Here is a 20,320-nt window from a genome sequence, read left to right as displayed (position 1 = left end):
CCCCTCAGGGTCTTCGGGGCCGCTGGGGCGGGTGGGAAGGGCCGCCCACGGCCCGCGCGCGATGCCTGGAAGCCGAGCGGAATTCCGGCGGCGGCGAGGCTCAGCCCCGGAGCGAGGCGGCGAGGGTCTCGAGCTCGCTGAGCGGGCCGGAGCCGGCGACGACCTCGATGCTCCTGCCGTCGGCCGACTTCCGGGCGAGCAGCGTCCGGTAGGCGGCCGGCTCGGTGCCGGTGTACTCCGTCCAGTCGGCGCCGGCCACCTGAACGGAGCCGGACTTCGCCGCGTTCGAGGAGGCGGCGACGAGGAACTGGCCGAAGGTCTCGGTGCTCTGCTCGTAGACGGCGTACTTGCCGGACGGGGTCTGGTAGCCGAGGTGCCACAGGGCCGCGGTCTCGCCGGGCGGCTGGAAGTTGTCGGAGGTCAGCTCCCAGCCCGAGGGCAGCCCGGTCGGGCCGAGCACCGTGAAGGGCAGCGAGCCGCCGCGGGCCGAGGCCAGCATCGCCTGGTAGTCGCCGTCCGAGACCGCCGCGACCGGCGAGGCCGCGTGGTTGGAGGGCATCAGCCAGAACACGGCCAGGATCGGCAGCACGATCAGCACCATCGACAGGACCATGTCCCGGACGGTCGTGCGCAGCCTCGAGGAGCCCTTCTTCGCCATGGGCCCATCATCCCAAGCCGCTCGCTCTGGCCGAACACCGGGTCACCGGTAGGATCATCGAACCGGCAACCCTCAGCCGCGTATCCATAACCGAACATCGATCTGGCCACGTCCCCGTGCGGAAGGACTGCAGATGACGCAAACACAGCCCGAGGTGCCCGACCGGAACCTGGCGCTCGAACTGGTCCGGGTGACCGAGGCCGCGGCGCTCGCGGCGGGCCGCTGGGTCGGCCGCGGCGACAAGATCGGCGCGGACGGCGCCGCCGTGGGCGCGATGCGCCGCCTGATCAACACCGTCTCGATGAACGGCGTCGTGGTGATCGGCGAGGGCGAGAAGGACCACGCCCCGATGCTCTTCAACGGCGAGCAGGTCGGCAACGGGGACGGCCCCGAGGTCGACGTGGCGGTGGACCCGATCGACGGCACCACGCTGAACGCCAAGGGCATGCCGAACGCCATCGCGGTGATCGCGCTGGCCGAGCGGCACTCGATGTACGACCCCTCGGCCGTCTTCTACATGGAGAAGCTCGTCGCCGGCCCGGAGGCGGCCGGCGCGGTGGACATCACCGCCCCGGTCGCGCACAACATCCAGGCGGTGGCCCGGGCCAAGGGCGGCTCGCCGAGCGAGGTCACGGTCGTCATCCTGGACCGGCCGCGGCACGAGGGCCTGGTGCGCGAGGTGCGCGAGGCGGGCGCGCGGATCAAGTTCATCTCGGACGGCGACGTGGCCGGCGCGATCATGGCCACCCGGCCGGGCACCGGCGTGGACCTGCTGCTCGGGATCGGCGGCACCCCCGAGGGCATCATCGCGGCGACCGCGATCAAGTGCCTCGGCGGCGTGATCCAGGGCCGGCTGTGGCCGAAGGACGACGCCGAGCGGCAGAAGGCGATCGACGCCGGGCACGACCTGAGCCGGGTGCTGAGCACCGACGACCTCGTCACCGGAGAGAACTGCTTCGTGGCCATCACCGGCATCACGGACGGCGAACTGGTGCGCGGAGTGCACTACCGCTCAGGCGGCGCGGTGACCACCTCCCTTGTCATGCGCTCCAAGAGCGGTACCGTGCGCCGTATCGAGTCGGAGCACCAACTGACGAAGCTGCGCACCTACAGTTCGGTCGATTTCGGGTGATTTCCCACACCCGGACGGCCGAGCGGCCGGTGGAGACGCCGGGCTGACGCCCGTTCGGACGTCCCGTAGGGCGGCCTCGTTTCCGTGGTGCTCCCCTGGTTACCAGAGGAGTCCCGCCGAGACGGAGGCCGCCCATGGCAGTGGACCAGGCTCAGCAGGCCGACACCGGCACGCCGCCGATCGAGGAGAACCACGGCAAGGTCATGCTGGTGTTCGCCGGCGTGATGCTCGGGATGTTCCTGGCCGCCCTCGACCAGACGATCGTGGCGACCGCCCTGCCGACCATCGTGGGCGACCTGGGCGGCGCGAACCACCTGTCCTGGGTGGTCACGGCGTACATGCTGGCCTCGACGGCGACCACCCCGCTCTGGGGCAAGCTCGGCGACATGTTCGGCCGCAAGACCGTCTTCCAGGTCTGCATCGTGATCTTCCTGATCGGCTCGGTGCTGTGCGGCCAGGCGCACAACATGGTCGAGCTGATCGCCTTCCGCGCGCTGCAGGGCATCGGCGGCGGCGGTCTGATGGTTCTGTCGATGGCCATCATCAGCGACGTGGTGCCGCCCCGCGACCGGGGCAGGTACCAGGGTGTGATCGGCGCCGTGTTCGGGGTGGCGTCGGTCCTCGGTCCGCTGCTCGGCGGGTTCCTGGTGGACAACCTCAGCTGGCGCTGGGTGTTCTACGTGAACCTGCCGATCGGCGCGATCGCACTGGCCGTCATCTCCGTCGCGCTCTCGAAGAAGAACCCGGACCACAAGCCGAAGATCGACTACCTCGGCGTGTTCCTGATCGCCGCCGCCTCGGTCTGCCTGGTGCTGATCACCAGCCTCGGCGGCAGCACCTGGGCCTGGAGCTCGGCGCCGATCTACCTGTGCGCCGCGGGCGCGGTCGTGCTCATCTTCCTGTTCATCCTGGTCGAGCAGCGCGCGGCCGAACCGGTACTGCCGCTCAAGCTGTTCCGGAATCCGGTGTTCACGCAGTGCTCCGCGATCGGCTTCGTCGTCGGCCTGTGCATGTTCGGCGGCCTGTCCTACCTGCCGCTGTTCATGCAGGTGGTGAACGCCGACTCGCCGACGATCTCCGGCCTGCGGCTGCTGCCGATGATGGCCGGGCTGCTCGTCGCCTCGATCGGCACCGGCCAGCTGATCAGCAGATACGGGCGCTACAAGATCTATCCGATCATCGGCACGCTGTGCATGTCGCTCGGCCTGTTCCTGATGTCGCGGATCGACGAGCATACGAGCTCGACCACGCTCGGCTGGTACATGGCCGTGTTCGGGCTCGGCATCGGGCTGACGATGCAGGTGCTGACGATCGCCACGCAGAACAACGTGGACTACGCGGACCTCGGCGTGGCCACATCGGGCGTGACGTACTTCCGCTCGATCGGCGGCTCGTTCGGCGCCTCGATCTTCGGCACGATCCTGAACAACGAGCTCTCGAGCAAAGTCGACACCTCGCTGCACAACGGCGTGCTCGCCACGACCTTCCCGGTCAAGCAGATCCTCGGCGACCCCACTGCCGTCAACAAGCTGCCGCCCGTCCTGCGCAACCCGTTCGTGCACATCTACGCCACATCCTGCGCGCACGTGTTCCTGATCGCCTCGCCGATCGCGCTCGTCGCGTTCGTGCTCGCGCTGTTCCTGCGCGAAGTGCCGCTGCGTACCGCGACGAGCACGACCGACCTCGGCGAATCCTCCGGCCTGCCGACATTCCGCACGTCGCTGGCCGAGATCGAGCGCTTCGTCACGAAGCTGTCGAGCCGTCAGAACGTCTGGGAGCGCTACGGCCGCGTCATCGAGCGGGCCGATCTGGACATCTCCGTGCCGCACGCCTACGCCCTGTTCCGGCTGCACAACGCGGGCCCGTTGACCGAGGAGCAGATCTGCACGCGGCTGCGCACCTCGCTCGACGAGATCCGGCCGAAGGTCGACAAGATGATCAACGCGGGCACCGTGCAGCGGGATCCGAACGGCGTGCTCACCCTCACCCCCGAGGGCGAGCACATCATCGACAAGATGTCGCAGGTGCGGCTGCAACTGCTCGAAGAGCAGCTCAAGGGCTGGGACCCGGAGCACCACGAGGAGTTGATCGCGTTCCTCAAGACGCTCGCCGACAACTCGCTCGACGCGCCGGACTACACCCTGATGCGGGGTTAACCCGTCAGCCCTCGTAGGCCAGGAACCGGTCCGACCACGGCGCGGGCCGCAGGTCGCCGGGCGAGACCTTCACGATGGCGCGGATGCCCCGGGCGTGCAGCAGTTCGGGGCCGTCCTCGCCCTCGGGGTAGGACAGGCAGCGGAAGGAGAAGACCGCGCTGGTGCGTCCGCGCCGCTCCAGGGAGATCTCGACGACGAGCTCGCCGCGCTCCCGGGTGAACGGCCGGACGAACTCGATGTCGTACTGCTTGACCACGATCAGGTTGTCGGACGGATCGAGGTCGGCGAGCGAGTGGTACCAGGAGGTCATCGCACGCTCGACGTGGATCGCGTAGCGGGCGTTGTGCAGCACACCCACCATGTCGAGCTCGTCGAACCAGATCGTCTCGCGGTGGACGTGCAGCGGCTTGGTGCTCATCGGTTCCTGAACCACTTCTTCTTGGGGCGCTTCGCCTCCACGCTACCGAGGAGCGTAAAGCCGCGGACATGCACGATGGGCGTTTCCGCCGTGTACGGCTCCTCCTGCGAGAGCGACATGTTCCGCTCGCCGAGGATCGCCGTGCCCTCGTTGACCACCATCACGCCCTCGGGGACGATCAGCGTCACCTCGCCGAGGATCGACGTCGCCGAGATGGTCAGCTCCCGCTGTTCGAGCACGGCCTCGGTCAGGTCGAGTTCGACGGAGCCGAAGATCGCCTTGGCGTCGAGCCCGCTGCGCACCAGCCAGCGGCCGCGCCGCTTCTGCTCGCCGAAGACGGCCATCACGGTGTCGGTGGGCGGCATGTTCGCGAGCGACGCCGCGTCGGACCGGTACGCCGGCTGCGCGGGCGCTCCGGCGGTCGGCGGCGTGAAGCTCACCGGCAGGTCGGCGACCAGCGGACGCAGCTCGCCGAGGGTCTTGGCCGCGTACACGCTCTCCAGCCGCTCCGCGTGCTCCTCCGCGTTCAGCCGCCCCTCGGCGAGGGCCTGGCCGAGCAGCGCGGCGACGTGGTCGCGGTCGGCGTCGGAGGCGCGCAGGGCGAGCCTGCGGTCGTCCTGCGGGGCGGGTTCCATGCTGCCGAACGGAGACGGGGTCACCGGGCCAATCTAACCGATCGGGGAATTCAGGAGAGCCTGTCGAGCGCCGACTCGATGTTGTGCACCGCCTCGAGCATCGCGGTCTGCTCGTCGTGCGCGCGGATCGCGTCGAGCAGCGTGCGGTGGCCGCGGACCAGGTAGGGCTCGTGGTCCGATTGCTCGGCCGAGCTCAGCAGCAGCGCGGACAGCTCGGCGCTCATCTCCATGTACATCTCGGTGAGCATCGGGTTGTGCGACGCGGCGACGACGGCCTGATGGAAGCGCACGTCCGCCTCGACCCACGGCACGCCCCAGGACTCGTCGTAGCGGCCGAGCTCCGTCGCAGCCTTCGCGTGCACGTCGCGCTCGTCCAGCGCGGCGGTCATCGCGGCGAGGTCCTGCTCGGTGCGCCGCTTGGCCGCGAGCCGCGCGCCCTCGACCTCGAGCGCCCGGCGCACCTCCTGCACGTTCAGCTCGGTGACGTTGCGCATCTGCCGGCGCAGCGCCCCGGCGAGCTCGCTGCGCGACTTCACGTACGTGCCGTCGCCCTGCCGGACCTCCAGCAGGCCGATGTGTGCCAGGGCCTTGATGGCCTCGCGCACGGTGCCGCGACCGACCTGCAGGCGCTCGACGAGCTCCGATTCGGGCGGGATGCGCTCGCCGACCGGCCAGGTGCCCGAGGCGATCTGGTCGCGCAGCTGCGCGATGACCTCGTCGCACAGCGATCCGCGGCGGATCCCTGCCAGCTCGCTCACGCCTTCACCACCTGCTTCCCTGCCCTCGAACCCGCGTGTGACCGGAACTGTCTCATGAAATGCCCTGCTATGACACCGTGCCGCGACGAGGTGAGGCGACGTAGAGCCCGACGACCGCCTGAAGCACCGTGGCCACGACGATCAGCAGCAGGGGCACCGTCCACGAGCCGGTCGCGTCGTGCAGCAGGCCGAAGCCGAGCGGCGCGGTCGTGGCGATCAGGTAGCCGACGGACTGGCTGAACGTGGACAGCGCCGCCGTCCCCTCCGGCGTGCCGCCGCGCAGCGGGAAGAGCGCGAGCACCAGCGGGAAGGTGGCCATGCCGAAGGAGAGGATGAACGCCCAGAGCCAGACCAGCGAGTTCGGCGCGAGGATCAGGCCGGTGAACCCGATCGTGGAGGCGAGGGAGAGCCCGGTCAGCAGCGGCCGCGGATCGCGCATCCGCGCGCCGAAGTGCGGTGCGGCGTAGTTGATCGGGATGCCGATGAAGAAGATCGCCGACAGCACGACGCCGGCCTTGCTCGCGGACATGCCCGCGTCGGAAAGCACCGTCGGCAGCCAGCCCATGACCACGTACGCGCCGGTCGACTGAAGGCCGAACAGCAGCGCCATGCTCCACGCCAGCGGGCTGCGGGCCAGCTGACGCAGCGGCAGATGCGCGGCGGGCGCGGCGACGGCGGCGTTGGTCGGGTGCGCGGCACGCTGCGGCCGCGCGGCGATCCAGGCGACCAAGCCGATGACGGCCGGGACGACCCACACGGCCAGGCCCGCGTCCACGTTGTGCGTGTGCTCGGAGACGGGCACCGAGGCGAGCGCCGCGAAGGCGGCTCCGGCCGACAGGACCATCGCGTAGAGCCCCGTGACCGGCCCGACCTTGTCCGGGAAGTACTGCCGGACGACGACCGGCAGCAGCACGTTCGCCAGCGCGATGCCGAGACCGGCCAGCACCGAGCCGAAGACGAGCGCTGGGGTGTCGTGCAGGCTGTGCACGACCTGGCCGAGCGCCAGCACGGCGACCGCCCACATGATCACGGTCCCGGCGGTGTAGCGGCGGGCCAGCCAGGAGCCCGAGACGCCGCCGACCGCGAAGGCCAGCGGCCAGACCGCGGTCAGGAAGGACTCGACGCCCGAGCCGAGGTGCAGCGAGCTGCCGAGCTGGTCCAGCAGCGCGCCCGTGGCGGACACGGAAAGCCGCAGGTTGGCGGCGATCAGCACGATGCCGAGCAGGATGAGCGCGGTGCCCTCGGCCCGCGGCCTGCCCGGGGTGGCCTGGTCGGCGGCGTGAACCTGCCGTAACGTGTCCGTCATGGACTCGATGATAATACGTATGATGTCTGCTGTCATGCCCGATCTTGGGCCGCGCCCGCGCCCCGGCGACGTGGTCAAGGCCACGCCCGGAACGGCCGGTCGCCGCGTCGCGCAGGCATAGGCTTGAGCCCGAGGACGCTGGGGTCTGTAAAAGGGTCTATGGAGGCGCAGTAGCTATGCCCGAGTTCGCTTATTCCGACCTGCTGCCGATCGGCAAGGACGAGACCGAGTACCGCCTGCTGACCAGCGAGGGCGTGTCCACGGTCGAGGCGGCCGGCCGTACCTTCCTGCAGGTCGAGCCGGAGGCGCTGCGCCTGCTGACCGCGGAGGCCATGCACGACATCGCGCACTTCCTGCGCACCGACCACCTCAGGCAGCTGGCCTCGATCATGAACGACCCGGAGGCCTCCCCGAACGACCGCTTCGTCGCGCTGGACCTGCTGAAGAACGCGAACATCGCCGCGGCCGGGGTGCTGCCGATGTGCCAGGACACCGGCACCGCGATCGTGATGGGCAAGCGCGGGCAGAACGTGCTGACCGACGGCCACGACGACGCGCACATCGCGCGGGGCGTGTACGACGCGTACACCAAGCTCAACCTGCGCTACTCGCAGATGGCGCCGCTGACCATGTGGGACGAGAAGAACACCGGCTCGAACCTCCCGGCGCAGATCGAGCTCTACGCGACCGCGGGCGACGCGTACAAGTTCCTGTTCATGGCCAAGGGCGGCGGCTCGGCGAACAAGTCGTACCTGTACCAGGAGACGAAGGCGATCCTGAACCCGAAGGCGCTGCTGGCCTTCCTGGAGCAGAAGATCCGCTCGCTCGGCACGGCCGCCTGCCCCCCGTACCACCTGGCCATCGTCATCGGCGGCACCTCCGCCGAGTTCGCGCTCAAGACCGCCAAGTACGCCTCCGCGCACTACCTCGACGCGCTGCCCGCCGAGGGCTCGATGCTGGCGCACGGCTTCCGCGACCGCGAGTTCGAGCAGGAGGTCTTCGAGCTCACCCGCCGCCTCGGCATCGGGGCCCAGTTCGGCGGCAAGTACTTCTGCCACGACGTGCGCGTGGTCCGCCTCCCCCGGCACGGCGCGTCGCTGCCGGTGGCCATCGCCGTCTCCTGCTCCGCCGACCGCCAGGCGCTCGCGAAGATCACCCCCGAGGGCGTGTTCCTGGAGCAGCTGGAGAAGGACCCGGCGCGCTTCCTGCCGGAGACGACCGACGAGCACCTCGACGACGACGTCGTGCGGATCGACCTGAACCGCCCGATGACCGAGATCCGCAACGAGCTGACGAAGTACCCGGTCAAGACGCGCCTTTCGCTGACCGGCACCCTCGTCGTCGCCCGAGACATCGCGCACGCGAAGCTCAAGGAGCTGCTGGACGCCGGCAAGCCGCTGCCCGACTACATCAAGAACCACCCGGTCTACTACGCGGGCCCGGCGAAGACCCCCGAGGGCTACGCCTCCGGCTCCTTCGGCCCGACGACCGCCGGCCGGATGGACTCCTACGTCGACCAGTTCCAGGCCGCCGGCGGCTCGTTCGTCATGCTGGCCAAGGGCAACCGCAGCAAGCAGGTCACCGACGCGTGCCGGGCCCACGGCGGCTTCTACCTCGGCTCCATCGGCGGCCCCGCCGCCCGCCTCGCCCAGGACTGCATCAAGAAGGTCGAAGTGCTCGACTACGCCGAGCTCGGCATGGAGGCCGTGTGGCGGATCGAGGTCGAGGACTTCCCCGCCTTCATCGTGGTCGACGACAAGGGCAACGACTTCTTCACCGACCCCGGCGACGACAAGCCCCTGCTGAACATCGGGCAGAAGCCCTGACGCGGAGGCAGCCGCAGGCGTGGCCGCCCAGCCGCGCCTGCAAGCACTCGTGAACCCCGCGTCCTCAGACCGAGTGCCGGGTCGCGGAGAAGGTCGCGAGCCACCACGCCAGCCCCGTCACCGCCAGCGCGAACGGAAGCGCGTAGACCGGGAAGTGCAGAGCGCTGCCGTTGGACACGGCGGTCAGGGCCCTGATGCTGAGGTCGGCCGGGGAGAAGCGGGCGATCAGCAGGCCGAGGGCGAGGATGCCGGCGAGCAGCACGCCCCAGCCGGTCTCGGGGACGAGGGGCGGGGCCGCCACGGCGCCGGCGGCTGTGCCGAGGAGCACGCAGATGAGCTCGGTGCAGATGCCGGCGAGCACTTCGGCGGTGGTTCCGCCTGCTCCGCCGATGGCGGCGACCACGGCGCCGACCACGGCGCAGAGCAGGGCGCAGCCGGTCGCGGCGGAAAGGGCGGAGAGGCGGGCCCGGGCGGGGCCGACGAGGGTGGCGACCATGGCCGCGGACTCGGGCGGCTCGACGGTGAGGATGGAGCGGGTCATCCAGGCGGCCACGGGGACCAGGAACGCGGCGCTGTAGGCGAACGCGTCGGAGGACTTGTCGCCGCCCGCGGAGTCGATGGCCAGGGCTATGCCGTACAGCAGCGCGGGCGCGAGCCAGCGCTGCGAGCCGGCGAAGAGGGTGGCGTGGTAGCGGACCACGGCGAGCGTCTGGGTGCCGGTCAGCCTCGGCCCGGCGCCGCCCTTGCGGCCGGCCGGCAGCTGCGTCGGAGTCGTCGGAGTCGTCGGAGTCGTCGAAGTCACAGGATCTCCCGGCCGCCTTCCACCGTACGCACGGTCCTGACATGGGTGTTCGGATACGTCGAGAGGACGTCGCGCAGCAGCCGGTCGGAGTGCTCGGCCAGGATGGTCACGCGCAGTGCGCCGTCGGCCAGGATCCGCGGGTGCCCGGGCAGCGGCCAGGGGTCGGGCGCGTTCTCGAAGTCGATGACTGCCATCGCGACGGCGAAGTCGGCGGCCGAGGCGGGCATCAGCGCTCCGTCGCGCAGCAGGTACGCGGCGGTCGCGTCCTCGGCGAGGCGCTGCGCGTCGTGGTCGACGTACACGACGATGCCGCCGGCGTCGCGCATCTCGCGCGCCACGGTGTCGAGCTCGGCCTGTCCGGCCGAGTCGAGGCTGGTCCACGCCTCGTCCAGGATCAGCAGCTCGGGCTCGCCGAGCAGCGCCTGCACGATCGCCACCTTCTGCGCCGTACCGCGCGAGAGGTCGCCTATTCGATGCTTGCGGTAGCCGGCCGCCTCGAAGCGCTCGAGCCCGGCCTGCACCCGCGCCTCGGTCTCACCCGACGTCAGGCCCTGGATACGGCCGAGGTGGCCGAGGTAGTCCTGCACCTTGAAGGGCAGGGCGGGCAGCGTCCCGGGCACGTACGCGCTCCGGGCGGGACGGTCGAGGACGCGTCCCCGTCCCGGCCGGTGCGCGCCGGCGACGATGCGCAGCAGCGTGGACTTGCCGCTGCCGTTGTAACCCCCGATCCGAATCAGCGCGCCGGGGGCCAGATCGAGGTCGACCTTCTCCAGCACCCACGGCGCGCGTCGGCTGTAGCGGTATCCGACACCGGTCAGCAGCATGCGCCCACAATAGCGATCCGCGTGCTACAGATCCGCCACAGTTCGAACCGGGTCAGACCGAGAGGTCCTCCAGCATCTCGGTGACCAGTGCGGCGATCGGCGAGCGCTCGGACCGGGTGAGGGTCACGTGCGCGAACAGCGGGTGGCCCTTGAGCTTCTCGATCACCGAGACCACGCCGTCGTGCCGGCCGACCCGCAGGTTGTCGCGCTGGGCCACGTCGTGGGTGAGCACGACGCGCGAGCCGCTGCCGATCCGGGAGAGCACCGTCAGCAGGACGTTGCGTTCCAGCGACTGCGCCTCGTCCACGATCACGAAGGAGTCGTGCAGCGAGCGGCCGCGGATGTGCGTGAGCGGCAGCACCTCGAGCATCCCGCGATCCACGACCTCGTCGATGACCTCGGACGTGGTCAGCGCGGAGAGGGTGTCGAACACGGCCTGGCCCCAGGGCGTCATCTTCTCGCCCTCGGTGCCCGGCAGGTAGCCGAGGTCCTGGCCGCCGACCGCGTACAGCGGCCGGAAGACGACCACCTTGCGGTGCTGCCGGCGCTCCATCACCGACTCGAGGCCGGCGCACAGCGCCAGCGCCGACTTGCCGGTGCCCGCGCGCCCGCCGAGCGAGACGATGCCGATCTCGGGGTCGAGCAGCACGTCGAGGGCGATCCGCTGCTCGGCGGAGCGGCCGTGCAGGCCGAAGGCCTCGCGGTCGCCGCGCACCAGGCGCACGTGCTTGTCCGGGGTGATCCGGCCGAGCGCCTTGCCGCGCTCGGAGACGAGCACCAGGCCGGTGTGGCACGGCAGCTCGGCGGCCTCCGGCAGGTCGATCCGGCCCTGCTCGAACAGCTCGTCCACCTGGTCGCCGGCGAGGTCCACCTCGGCCATGCCGGTGTATCCGGTGGTGATGGCCAGCTCCGCCCGGTACTCCTCCGCGGGCAGGCCGACCGCGGCCGCCTTCACCCGCAGCGGCAGGTCCTTCGAGACGAGCACCACGTCCGCGCCCTCGGCGGCCAGGGCCTTGGCGACAGCCAGGATCCTGACATCGTTCTCCGGGTTGGCGTGCGGACGGAAACCCGGCGGCAGGACCGAGATGTCCGAGTGGTTGAGCTCGACCCGCAGCGTCCCTCCGGCGTCGCCGATCGGCAGCGGCTGGTCCAGCCGGCCGTGTTCGACGCGCAGCTCGTCCAGCAGACGCAGTGACGCGCGGGCGAAATAACCGAGTTCCGGATGTTGGCGCTTGCCCTCGAGTTCGCTCACCACCACGAGCGGAATGACGACCTCGTGCTCCTCGAAGCGGGTCACCGCAGTGGGGTCGGCCAGCAGAACGCTGGTGTCCAGGACGTAAGTGCGCCGATCAGATGTGGCCACTAGTGCTCCGGCTCTGTATGGCGTATCCCTGGGCGGACACGCCCTTACCAGCGCTTTACCCCATCCGGGGGAGCGAAAAACGGCAGCGCAAGGCCATCGGCCATTCACGCACCGTAGCGGCGCTGCCGTTGGGCGAAGTCACGCAGGGCGCGCAGGAAGTCGATCTTGCGGAAGGCGGGCCAGTAGGCCTCGCAGAAGTAGAACTCGGAGTGCGCCGACTGCCACAGCATGAAGCCGGACAGGCGCTGCTCGCCGGATGTCCGGATGATCAGATCGGGCTCGGGCTGGCCCGCGGTGTAGAGGTGCTCGGTGATGTGTTCGACGTCGATGATCTGCGCGAGGTCCTCGATCGAGGTGCCGCGGTCGGCGTGCTCGCACAGCAGCGAGCGGACCGCGTCGGCGATCTCCTTGCGGCCGCCGTAGCCGATGGCGGCGTTGACCACGAGGCCCGGGTTCGCGGTGGTCTCCGCGGTGATCTCCTTGAGGCTGCGGGAGAACTCACCCGGCATCAGGTCCAGCGCGCCGACGGTGCGGATACGCCACCGTCCGGTCTCGGCGAGGCTGCGCACCGCGCCCTCGATGATCCGCAGCAGGTCCTCGAGCTCGGCGGCCGGCCGGTTGAGGTTGTCGGTGGAGAACAGCCACAGGGTGACGACCTCGACCCCGGCCTCCTCGCACCATTCGAGCAGGTCGTGGATCTTGTCCGCGCCGCGCTGGTGCCCCTCGGCGATGTGCTGGCCGACGGCCTTGGCCCAGCGGCGGTTGCCGTCCATGATGACGCCGATGTGCCGCGGACGCCGTTCCTGATCGATCCGCGCGGCGAGCCGCCGTTCGTAGGCGCTGTAGGCCAGGTCGCGCAGTCCCATTACTTCGCCGCTGCCTCTCGCTGCCGATCGGTGTTGTGAAGTCCGCACCCCCGCGAGCCGTCCCCCTCAGCCTGGAAACCGAGCCTATCCCGCGACACAGCCGCCCCGGGTAAGGAGAACCCGGGACGGCTGTGAGGATGTAGTGAAGATCTCCACGGAGCGCGGTTCGCGCCCCTTACGGCCCAACGGCCGGCCTGGGCCCTAGGGCGTGTTTTGCAACTATCGCCGGGTCCGCGACGCCTGCCACGCACGCTCACCGCGTTGCCGGACCGCCCACGTACGCCCAGTATGCGGACGACCCGGCGCCTTGCGATCGCACGCGCCAGACGCCGCGGCCTGATCCGACGCTAGTTTCAAAACACGCCCTAGCCCAGACGGTCGAGCAGCTCGCGGTGCTCCTGCCACAGCTCCTCGGGCAGGTGGCCGCCGAAGCGGTCGAAGTGCGCCGGGATGAGGCCGGCCTCGCGCCGCCAGGTCTCCGCGTCCACGCCGAGCAGCTCGTCGAGCTTCGCCGGGTCGAGGTCCAGGCCGGCCAGGTCCAGGTCCTCCGGACGCGGCACGACGCCGATCGCGGTCTGCACGCCGTCCGCCTTGCCGTCGAGGCGCTCGACGATCCACTTGAGCACCCGGCTGTTCTCGCCGAAGCCCGGCCACAGGAACGAGCCGTCGGAGCCCTTGCGGAACCAGTTGACGTAGTAGATCTTCGGCAGCAGGTCCGCCGACGCGGCCTTCTCGCCGACCTCGAGCCAGTGCGCGAAGTAGTCGCCCATGTTGTAGCCGCAGAACGGCAGCATCGCGAACGGGTCGTAGCGCAGCTCGCCGACGGTGCCCTCGGCCGCCGCGGTCTTCTCCGAGGCGATGTTCGCCCCCAGGAAGACGCCGTGCTGCCAGGAGTTCGACTCGGTGACCAGCGGGACCGCGGTGGCGCGCCGTCCGCCGAACAGGATCGCCGAGATCGGCACGCCCTTCGGGTCGTCCCACTCCGAGGCGATGGTCGGGCACTGCCCGGCGGGGACGCAGAAGCGCGCGTTCGGGTGCGCGGCCGGGGTCTCGGACGCCGGGGTCCAGTCGTTGCCGCGCCAGTCGGTCAGGTGCGCGGGCTTCTCGTCGGTCATGCCCTCCCACCACACGTCGCCGTCGTCGGTCAGCGCGACGTTGGTGTAGATGGCGTTGGCGTCCAGGGTGGCGATGGCGTTGGCGTTCGTCGAGTCGCCGGTGCCCGGCGCGACGCCGAAGAACCCGGCCTCCGGGTTGATCGCGTAGAGCCGGCCGTCCTCGCCGAAGCGCATCCACGCGATGTCGTCGCCGACGGTCTCCACCTTCCAGCCCGGGATGGTCGGGGTGAGCATCGCCAGGTTGGTCTTGCCGCAGGCCGAGGGGAACGCGGCGGTGATGTACTTCGCCTCGCCGGACGGCGGCGTGAGCTTGAGGATCAGCATGTGCTCGGCGAGCCAGCCCTCGTCGCGGGCCATCACCGAGGCGATGCGCAGCGCGTAGCACTTCTTGCCGAGCAGCGCGTTGCCGCCGTAGCCGGAGCCGAAGGACCAGATCTCCCGGTCCTCCGGGAAGTGCGTGATGTACTTCGTGGGGTTGCAGGGCCACGGCACGTCGGCCTGGCCCGGCTCGAGCGGCGCGCCGACCGTGTGCACGGCCTTCACGAACTCGCCGTCGGTGCCGAGCTCGTCGAGCACGGCCTGGCCCATCCGCGTCATGACGCGCATGGAGAGCGCGACGTAGGCGGAGTCGGTGATCTCGACGCCGAGGGCGGCGAGCGGGGAGCCGATCGGGCCCATCGAGAACGGCACGACGTACATCGTGCGACCGCGCATCGAGCCTTCGAACAGGCCGTTCAGCGTCGAGCGCATCTCGGCGGGGGCGACCCAGTGGTTCGTCGGGCCGGCGTCCTCCTCGCGCTCGGAGCAGATGAAGGTCCGATCCTCGACCCGCGCGACGTCGGAGGGGTCGGAGGCCGCGTAGAAGGAGTTGGGCCGCTTGGCCGGGTTGAGCCGCTTGAGGGTGCCCGCCTCGACGAGCTGCTCGGTCAGCCGAGTCCATTCCTCGTCGGAACCGTCGCACCACACGACGTTCTCCGGCTGGGTCAGGCGGGCGATCTCCTCGACCCAGGCGATCAGGCCGGCATGAGGGGTCGGTGCATTGTTCACCGCGAACGTCATCGTGCGCACTCCAAAGGTCACGCCGGGGGTCCGCACCACCCGGGCGCTGTATTGAGGGTGCTTTGGACTATAACCACGCCGTCCCGAATGGTGGATAGTGCCGAACGGCCCTCGACAAACCTACGGTGCCGTAAGTTACTCTGGCGTCGGGCCCGTTTCGCGGGCTTGCGCAGGGTGAATGTCCGATTTTCTGACGACTTCTGGTCCACGAGGAAGCGGGCCGCCGACGACAGGGTGTGACCAATCTCATGACTCGAAGTGATCAGGGCAGGTGCGCCCTGTGACCGAGCTAACGCCGGTGGGCGGTGTGGCATCCGCCACAGCGATCCTCAAACCCAAGCTGCGCGGCTGGCTGCACGCCGGGATATTCCCCCTCGCCCTGGCCGCCGGGATCGTGCTGATCTGCCTCGCGCCGACCACCGGCGAGGCCGCCGCGTGCACCGTGTTCGCGGTCTCCTCCTGGCTGCTGTTCGGGGTCAGCGGGGTCTACCACACGGTGAGCTGGAACCCGAGGGTCAAGGCGGTCCTGCGCCGCTTCGACCACACGAACATCTTCCTGATCATCGCCGGCACCTACACCCCGATCTCCGTCACGCTGCTCAGCCGCGGCTCCGCGGAGCTGCTGCTCACGCTCGTCTGGAGCGGGGCGCTGATCGGCATCGGCTTCCGGATGTTCTGGCTGGACGCGCCGCGCTGGGCCTACGTGCCGTGCTACATCGCGCTCGGCTGGGCGGCGGTGTTCTTCATGCCTCAGCTGCTGCACAACGGCGGCGTGGCGGTGGTCGTGCTGATCGCGACCGGCGGCATCCTGTACTCGGTCGGCGCGGTGTTCTACGGCATGAAGCGGCCGAACATCTGGCCGAACTGGTTCGGCTTCCACGAGCTGTTCCACCTGTTCACGATCGCGGCGTTCTGCTGCCACTACATCGCGGTGGCGATAGCCGTGCTCTCGTCCTCGAAGGCGGTCGCGTAGTCCCGGCCACGTCGGCTGCATCCGCGCGGCTACACAGCCGCGGCCACACAGCCGCGGCAGGACAGTCCCGGCTGGAGGGTCCCTGGACGGTCCTGGCTAGATGGTCCTGGCTAGACGGTCCCGGCTAGCGCGTCAGCAGCGACTCGCCGACCGCGAGCCCGTACCCCGCGAACCTCGGAGCCTGCGCGGCCAGCGCCCGCGCGGCTCCGAGTGCCGCGCGGGCGTCCTCGAGCGCCTCGTCCGAGTCCGCGGCCTGCGCGTACGCGGCGAACGCGGCCGCCGCCGCGGAGGTGCCCGACGGGCTGGCGTTGTCGGTCGGATCGCTCGGCCGGAAGTAGAGCGGCGCGGCGTCGGCGGCGGTGTCGTACAGGCCGCCGTCCGAGCGGAACTGCTCGCGGATCGTGTCGAGCAGCACGCCGGCCCGCTCGAGCCACGCCCGGTCCCCCGTCGCCGTGTGCAGCGCGACGAAGCCCTCGGCGACGCAGCCGTAGTCCTCGAGCACGCCGGGGTTCTCCGAGGCGCGCCCGCCCCTGGACGTCCGCACGAGCCGTCCGTCCGCCATGTGCACGTCGAAAAGCAACTGCCCGCAGCGCAGCGCGGCCCGCTGCAGGTCGGGCCGCCCGAGCGCGGCCGACGCCTCGATCAGTGCGGAGACGGCCAGTCCGTTCCACGACGCGACGATCTTGTCGTCCCGGCCCGGCTGCGGCCGCTGCGCGCGGGCCACCCGGAGCTTGGCGGCGACCCGCTTCACGTCCTCGGCGTTCCTCGCCGCGCCGACCGGCTCGGCGGCCAGCCGCAGCACGGACTTGCCCTCCTCGAAGTTCCCGGCCTTCGTCACCTCGTAGGCCGCCGCCGCGATCTTCGCGTCCTCGGCCCCCAGCACGTCCACGAGCTGCTGGTACGTCCACGCGTAGGTCAGGCCCTCGACCCCGTCCGTGTCCGCGTCGAGCGCCGACGCGAAGCCGCCGGCCGCCGTGCCGAGCTCGCGGATCATGAAGCCGGCGGTCTCCTCGGCGATGCGCCGGTAGAGCGGGGAGGGCGAGGTGCGCCAGAGCATCGCGTAGACCCGTAGTAGCAAGGCATTGTCGTAAAGCATCTTCTCGAAGTGGGGCACGGTCCACGTCCCGTCGACCGCGTACCGCGAGAAACCCCCGCCGAGCTGGTCGTAGATGCCGCCGCGTGCCATCGCGTTGCACGTCTGCGCCACCATCGCGAGCGCCTGCGCCGACTCCGTGCGCGCGTGGTGACGCAGCAGCTGGATCAGCGTCATCGACGGCGGGAACTTCGGCGCGCCGCCGAACCCCGCGCCGATCCCGTCGTGCTCCTCGTCGGCCGAGTACTCCTCCGCCAACTGCCGCACCGAAGCGTCGAGCTCGTCGGCCGTCAGACCCTTCTCGCCGCCCTTGCCCCGTCCGCCGACCGGGACCGCCAGTTCCGCCATGCGAGCCGCGACCGCCGCTCCGACCTGCGTCACCTCACCGCGGCGACCCGCCCACGCGGCGGCGACCTTCGCGAGCACCTGCAGGAAGCCCGGCGTGGACCCGCGCGTGCGCAGCGGGAAGTACGTGCCGGTGAAGAAGGGCCGCCCCGAGTGGTCCGTGAACACGGTCATCGGCCATCCGCCGTGACCGGTCATCGCCTGCGTCGCCTGCATGTAGACCGCGTCGACGTCGGGCCGCTCCTCCCGGTCCACCTTCACGCACACGAAGCCCGCGTTCATCGCGGAGGCGGTGGTCGGATCCGAGAAGCTCTCGTGCGCCATCACGTGGCACCAGTGACACGACGAGTAGCCGATGGAGATCAACAACGGCAGATTCCGCCGCCGAGCCTCGGCGAACGCCTCCTCGCCCCACGGCCACCAGTCCACCGGGTTGTCAGCATGCTGAAGCAAATACGGCGAGGTCGCGGCCGCAAGTCGGTTCACGGCCTCAGCCTACCCACTTTGCCGCGCTACACCAGATACCCAGAGTGGCGAAAATCGTACAGATCGTACTGACGTGGGGTCAGGTTCCGCCACCGCGTGGCAAGCGGCCGTAGCTGTGACCAGGTACAGGCCACGGCCGCCCGGAACCCTCGGCGAAACCGACCCCGTAGACTTTCCCAGGTGACTTCGCCCACGCCCGAACCCGAGGTGACCGCCACCGCGGCGGTGACCGACGCTGCGGTCAGCGCTGCCACCGGCACTGCGGTCGACGCTGACCCTGGCACTCCGACCGACGCTGCCGCCGGCGCTGCGGTCGAAGCCGGGGCGAGCGCGGCCGAGGTGCTGCATCGCGTGTTCGGCTACAGCTCCTTCCGGGGCGCGCAGCAGGAGATCGTCGAGCACGTCATCGGCGGTGGCGACGCGCTCGTGCTGATGCCGACCGGCGGGGGCAAATCCCTGTGCTACCAGATCCCCGCGCTGGTGCGCGAAGGCGTCGGCGTGGTCGTCTCGCCGCTCATCGCCCTGATGCAGGATCAGGTCGACGCGCTGACCGAGCTCGGAGTGCGCGCAGGCTTCCTGAACTCGACGCAGGCCCCGGACGAGCGCGCCCGCATGGAGTCGGCGTTCGTCGCCGGCGAGCTCGACCTGCTCTACCTGGCCCCCGAACGGCTGCGCTCGGACTCGACGCTGCGCCTGCTGGATCGCGGGAGGATTTCGCTGTTCGCGATCGACGAGGCGCACTGCGTCGCCCAGTGGGGCCACGACTTCCGGCCGGACTACCTCGCGCTCTCCATGCTGCACGAGCGCTGGCCGGACGTGCCGAGGATCGCGCTGACCGCGACCGCCACCGAGGCCACGCACGCGGAGATCGCCGAGCGGCTGAACCTCGCCGACGCGAAGCACTTCGTGTCGAGCTTCGATCGGCCCAACATCCAGTACCGCATCGTGCCCAAGGCCGAGCCGCAGCGTCAGCTGCTCGAACTGCTGCGCACCGAGCACGCGGGCGACGCCGGCATCGTCTACTGCCTCTCCCGCGCGTCCACCGAGAAGACCGCGCAGTCCCTGGTCGACAACGGCATCCCGGCGCTCCCGTACCACGCGGGCCTCGACGCACGCGTCCGCGCGGCCAACCAGGCCCGCTTCCTGCGGGAGGACGGCCTGGTCATGGTCGCCACGATCGCGTTCGGCATGGGCATCGACAAGCCCGACGTCCGCTTCGTCGCCCACCTCGACCTGCCGAAGTCCGTCGAGGGCTACTACCAGGAGACCGGCCGAGCCGGCCGCGACGGCCTGCCGTCCACCGCGTGGCTGGCCTACGGCCTGCAGGACGTCGTCCAGCAGCGCAAGATGATCGCCGGCTCCGAGGGCGACGACGCCTACCGCCGCCAGCTCACCGGCCACCTCGACGCGATGCTCGCGTTGTGCGAGACCGTCGAATGCAGACGGGTCCAGCTGCTCGCCTACTTCGGCCAGCGAGGCGAGCCGTGCAGCAACTGCGACACGTGCCTCAACCCGCCCGAGACCTGGGACGGCACCGTCGCCGCGCAGAAGCTGCTCTCCACCGTCTACCGCCTCAAGTCCGAGCGCCGGCAGCGCTTCGGAGCGGGCCAGTCGATCGACATCCTCCTCGGCAAGCAGACCCCCAAGGTCACGCAGTTCGACCACGACGCCCTCAGCGTCTTCGGTATCGGCACCGAGCTCACCGACGGTGAGTGGCGCGGAGTGGTGCGGCAACTGCTGGCCAGGGAACTGCTGATGGTCGAAGGCGACTACAGCACCCTCGCCCTCACCGAAGCCAGCGCCGACGTCCTGCGCGGCGAACGCCGGGTAATGCTCCGCCGCGAACCCAGCAGGCCAGCCCGCGCGCCCAAGCGGCCCAAGCAGTCCGCCGCCGTAGCCGACCTGCCGGAAGAGGCGGTGAAGCTCTTCGAGCACCTCCGCACCTGGCGCGCCGCCACCGCCAAGGACCAAGGCGTCCCCGCCTACGTCGTCTTCCACGACGCCACCCTGCGCCAAATCGCCGCCCAAGCCCCCACCACCCTCGCCGCCCTAGGCACCATCAACGGCGTAGGCGAGAGCAAGCTGGAGAAGTACGGCCAGCAGATCCTGGACACCATCGCCGGTCAGGGCTGACCGCGCAATCGCGAAATGGCGAGATGGCGAAGCTCCCGCGCGTGCTGATGGTCGGTGACTACGCAGCAGCCGGCGCGGGAGCTTCTGGGCTCAATCCTGTCGGAGTCGGCTCAGCCGGGGATAGGGTCCGGCGCTTGTTCCAGCTGAAGGAGTGAACGGCGCGCAGCGCGGCGAGAGCGGTCATCCGGGCTGATCAGGGTACGACGCGTGCTCCGTACTAAGTTGCGGGAGAGGATCCGCGCGCCGGACGGCGGGGCGGACAGTAGGCTCGCGGCATGAGCGAGAGCGAGACTTTGCGGGCGGTATCGGTCGATCGGATCGGGACGGGGCCTGCCTCTTATACACATCTCCGAGCCCACGAGACTGCAGCTA

16 protein-coding genes are annotated in these 20,320 nt (G+C 70.2%); 5 read left to right on the top strand and 11 right to left on the bottom strand.

Annotated features, from left to right (window positions below; translation table 11 throughout):
• Window positions 1–100: 100 nt before the first annotated feature.
• Window positions 101–658, bottom strand: a complete 558-nt coding sequence (locus KDK95_RS28190; RefSeq protein WP_212521345.1) for a DUF4245 domain-containing protein — start codon at window positions 656–658, stop codon at window positions 101–103.
• 133 nt (window positions 659–791) lie between these two features.
• Between KDK95_RS28190 and glpX the strand changes: the two genes are divergently transcribed.
• Entirely contained in the window at window positions 792–1,790 is a 999-nt protein-coding gene (glpX, locus tag KDK95_RS28185) for a class II fructose-bisphosphatase (RefSeq protein ID WP_212521344.1), read from the top strand.
• 134 nt (window positions 1,791–1,924) lie between these two features.
• Window positions 1,925–3,946, top strand: a complete 2,022-nt coding sequence (locus tag KDK95_RS28180; protein ID WP_212521343.1) for an MFS transporter — start codon at window positions 1,925–1,927, stop codon at window positions 3,944–3,946.
• A gap of 4 nt (window positions 3,947–3,950) precedes the next feature.
• Here KDK95_RS28180 and KDK95_RS28175 read toward each other — a convergent pair whose 3' ends face one another.
• The 4 genes from KDK95_RS28175 to KDK95_RS28160 form a co-directional block, all read right to left on the bottom strand.
• Window positions 3,951–4,364 (bottom strand): acyl-CoA thioesterase, encoded by a 414-nt coding sequence (locus tag KDK95_RS28175; RefSeq protein WP_212521342.1) that lies wholly within the window; start codon window positions 4,362–4,364, stop codon window positions 3,951–3,953.
• Window positions 4,361–5,023: a DUF1707 SHOCT-like domain-containing protein gene (locus tag KDK95_RS28170; protein WP_212521341.1), complete on the bottom strand. Its 663-nt coding sequence runs from the start codon at window positions 5,021–5,023 to the stop codon at window positions 4,361–4,363. Before KDK95_RS28170 ends, KDK95_RS28175 begins: the two co-directional genes overlap by 4 nt.
• 26 nt (window positions 5,024–5,049) lie before the next feature.
• Window positions 5,050–5,757: a FadR/GntR family transcriptional regulator gene (locus KDK95_RS28165; protein WP_212521340.1), complete on the bottom strand. Its 708-nt coding sequence runs from the start codon at window positions 5,755–5,757 to the stop codon at window positions 5,050–5,052.
• A gap of 67 nt (window positions 5,758–5,824) precedes the next feature.
• Window positions 5,825–7,063, bottom strand: a complete 1,239-nt coding sequence (locus KDK95_RS28160; protein ID WP_212521339.1) for an MFS transporter — start codon at window positions 7,061–7,063, stop codon at window positions 5,825–5,827.
• Between the two features lie 176 nt (window positions 7,064–7,239).
• Between KDK95_RS28160 and KDK95_RS28155 the strand changes: the two genes are divergently transcribed.
• Window positions 7,240–8,889, top strand: coding sequence for a fumarate hydratase (locus KDK95_RS28155; RefSeq protein ID WP_212521338.1), 1,650 nt, complete (start codon window positions 7,240–7,242; stop codon window positions 8,887–8,889).
• 64 nt (window positions 8,890–8,953) lie between these two features.
• On the opposite strand, the gene KDK95_RS28150 is transcribed toward KDK95_RS28155, so the two are convergent.
• The 5 genes from KDK95_RS28150 to KDK95_RS28130 form a co-directional block, all read right to left on the bottom strand.
• A complete protein-coding gene (locus tag KDK95_RS28150; RefSeq protein WP_212521337.1) occupies window positions 8,954–9,691 on the bottom strand; it encodes a hypothetical protein in 738 nt (245 codons plus the stop codon).
• A complete protein-coding gene (locus KDK95_RS28145; protein ID WP_212521336.1) occupies window positions 9,688–10,515 on the bottom strand; it encodes an ATP-binding cassette domain-containing protein in 828 nt (275 codons plus the stop codon). The genes KDK95_RS28150 and KDK95_RS28145 overlap by 4 nt, the downstream gene beginning before the upstream one ends.
• A gap of 52 nt (window positions 10,516–10,567) precedes the next feature.
• Window positions 10,568–11,878: an RNA 5'-3' helicase PhoH2 gene (gene phoH2 / locus KDK95_RS28140; RefSeq protein WP_212521335.1), complete on the bottom strand. Its 1,311-nt coding sequence runs from the start codon at window positions 11,876–11,878 to the stop codon at window positions 10,568–10,570.
• A 104-nt stretch (window positions 11,879–11,982) separates the two neighbouring features.
• Complete coding sequence (locus tag KDK95_RS28135; protein WP_212521334.1) at window positions 11,983–12,744, bottom strand: isoprenyl transferase; 762 nt, start codon at window positions 12,742–12,744, stop codon at window positions 11,983–11,985.
• 365 nt (window positions 12,745–13,109) lie between these two features.
• On the bottom strand, window positions 13,110–14,918 hold the full coding sequence (locus tag KDK95_RS28130) for a phosphoenolpyruvate carboxykinase (GTP) (RefSeq protein WP_212521333.1): 1,809 nt from the start codon (window positions 14,916–14,918) through the stop codon (window positions 13,110–13,112).
• A 307-nt stretch (window positions 14,919–15,225) separates the two neighbouring features.
• Between KDK95_RS28130 and trhA the strand changes: the two genes are divergently transcribed.
• On the top strand, window positions 15,226–15,891 hold the full coding sequence (gene trhA / locus KDK95_RS28125; RefSeq protein WP_307844739.1) for a PAQR family membrane homeostasis protein TrhA: 666 nt from the start codon (window positions 15,226–15,228) through the stop codon (window positions 15,889–15,891).
• Between the two features lie 124 nt (window positions 15,892–16,015).
• Here the strand turns inward: trhA and KDK95_RS28120 are convergent, their stop codons facing one another.
• Window positions 16,016–17,815: a thioredoxin domain-containing protein gene (locus KDK95_RS28120; RefSeq protein ID WP_212521332.1), complete on the bottom strand. Its 1,800-nt coding sequence runs from the start codon at window positions 17,813–17,815 to the stop codon at window positions 16,016–16,018.
• A 339-nt stretch (window positions 17,816–18,154) separates the two neighbouring features.
• Between KDK95_RS28120 and recQ the strand changes: the two genes are divergently transcribed.
• Window positions 18,155–19,948, top strand: coding sequence for a DNA helicase RecQ (gene recQ, locus KDK95_RS28115; protein ID WP_212521346.1), 1,794 nt, complete (start codon window positions 18,155–18,157; stop codon window positions 19,946–19,948).
• Window positions 19,949–20,320 lie beyond the last annotated feature (372 nt).

The organism is Actinospica acidithermotolerans (assembly GCF_018139625.1).
GTDB lineage: Bacteria > Actinomycetota > Actinomycetes > Streptomycetales > Catenulisporaceae > Actinospica > Actinospica acidithermotolerans.
Note: the sequence above shows the minus strand (reverse complement) of the source record. Positions and strands in the feature narration are given on the sequence as shown.

Bases quoted from the DNA above. Each gene is read 5' to 3' on its own strand.
- KDK95_RS28190 (WP_212521345.1), bottom strand. From the start codon at position 658: ATGGCGAAGAAGGGCTCCTCGAGGCTGCGCACGACCGTCCGGGACATG.
- glpX (WP_212521344.1), top strand. From the start codon at position 792: ATGACGCAAACACAGCCCGAGGTGCCCGACCGGAACCTGGCGCTCGAA.
- KDK95_RS28180 (WP_212521343.1), top strand. From the start codon at position 1,925: ATGGCAGTGGACCAGGCTCAGCAGGCCGACACCGGCACGCCGCCGATC.
- KDK95_RS28175 (WP_212521342.1), bottom strand. From the start codon at position 4,364: ATGAGCACCAAGCCGCTGCACGTCCACCGCGAGACGATCTGGTTCGAC.
- KDK95_RS28160 (WP_212521339.1), bottom strand. From the start codon at position 7,063: ATGACGGACACGTTACGGCAGGTTCACGCCGCCGACCAGGCCACCCCG.
- KDK95_RS28155 (WP_212521338.1), top strand. From the start codon at position 7,240: ATGCCCGAGTTCGCTTATTCCGACCTGCTGCCGATCGGCAAGGACGAG.
- KDK95_RS28145 (WP_212521336.1), bottom strand. From the start codon at position 10,515: ATGCTGCTGACCGGTGTCGGATACCGCTACAGCCGACGCGCGCCGTGG.
- KDK95_RS28135 (WP_212521334.1), bottom strand. From the start codon at position 12,744: ATGGGACTGCGCGACCTGGCCTACAGCGCCTACGAACGGCGGCTCGCC.
- KDK95_RS28130 (WP_212521333.1), bottom strand. From the start codon at position 14,918: ATGACGTTCGCGGTGAACAATGCACCGACCCCTCATGCCGGCCTGATC.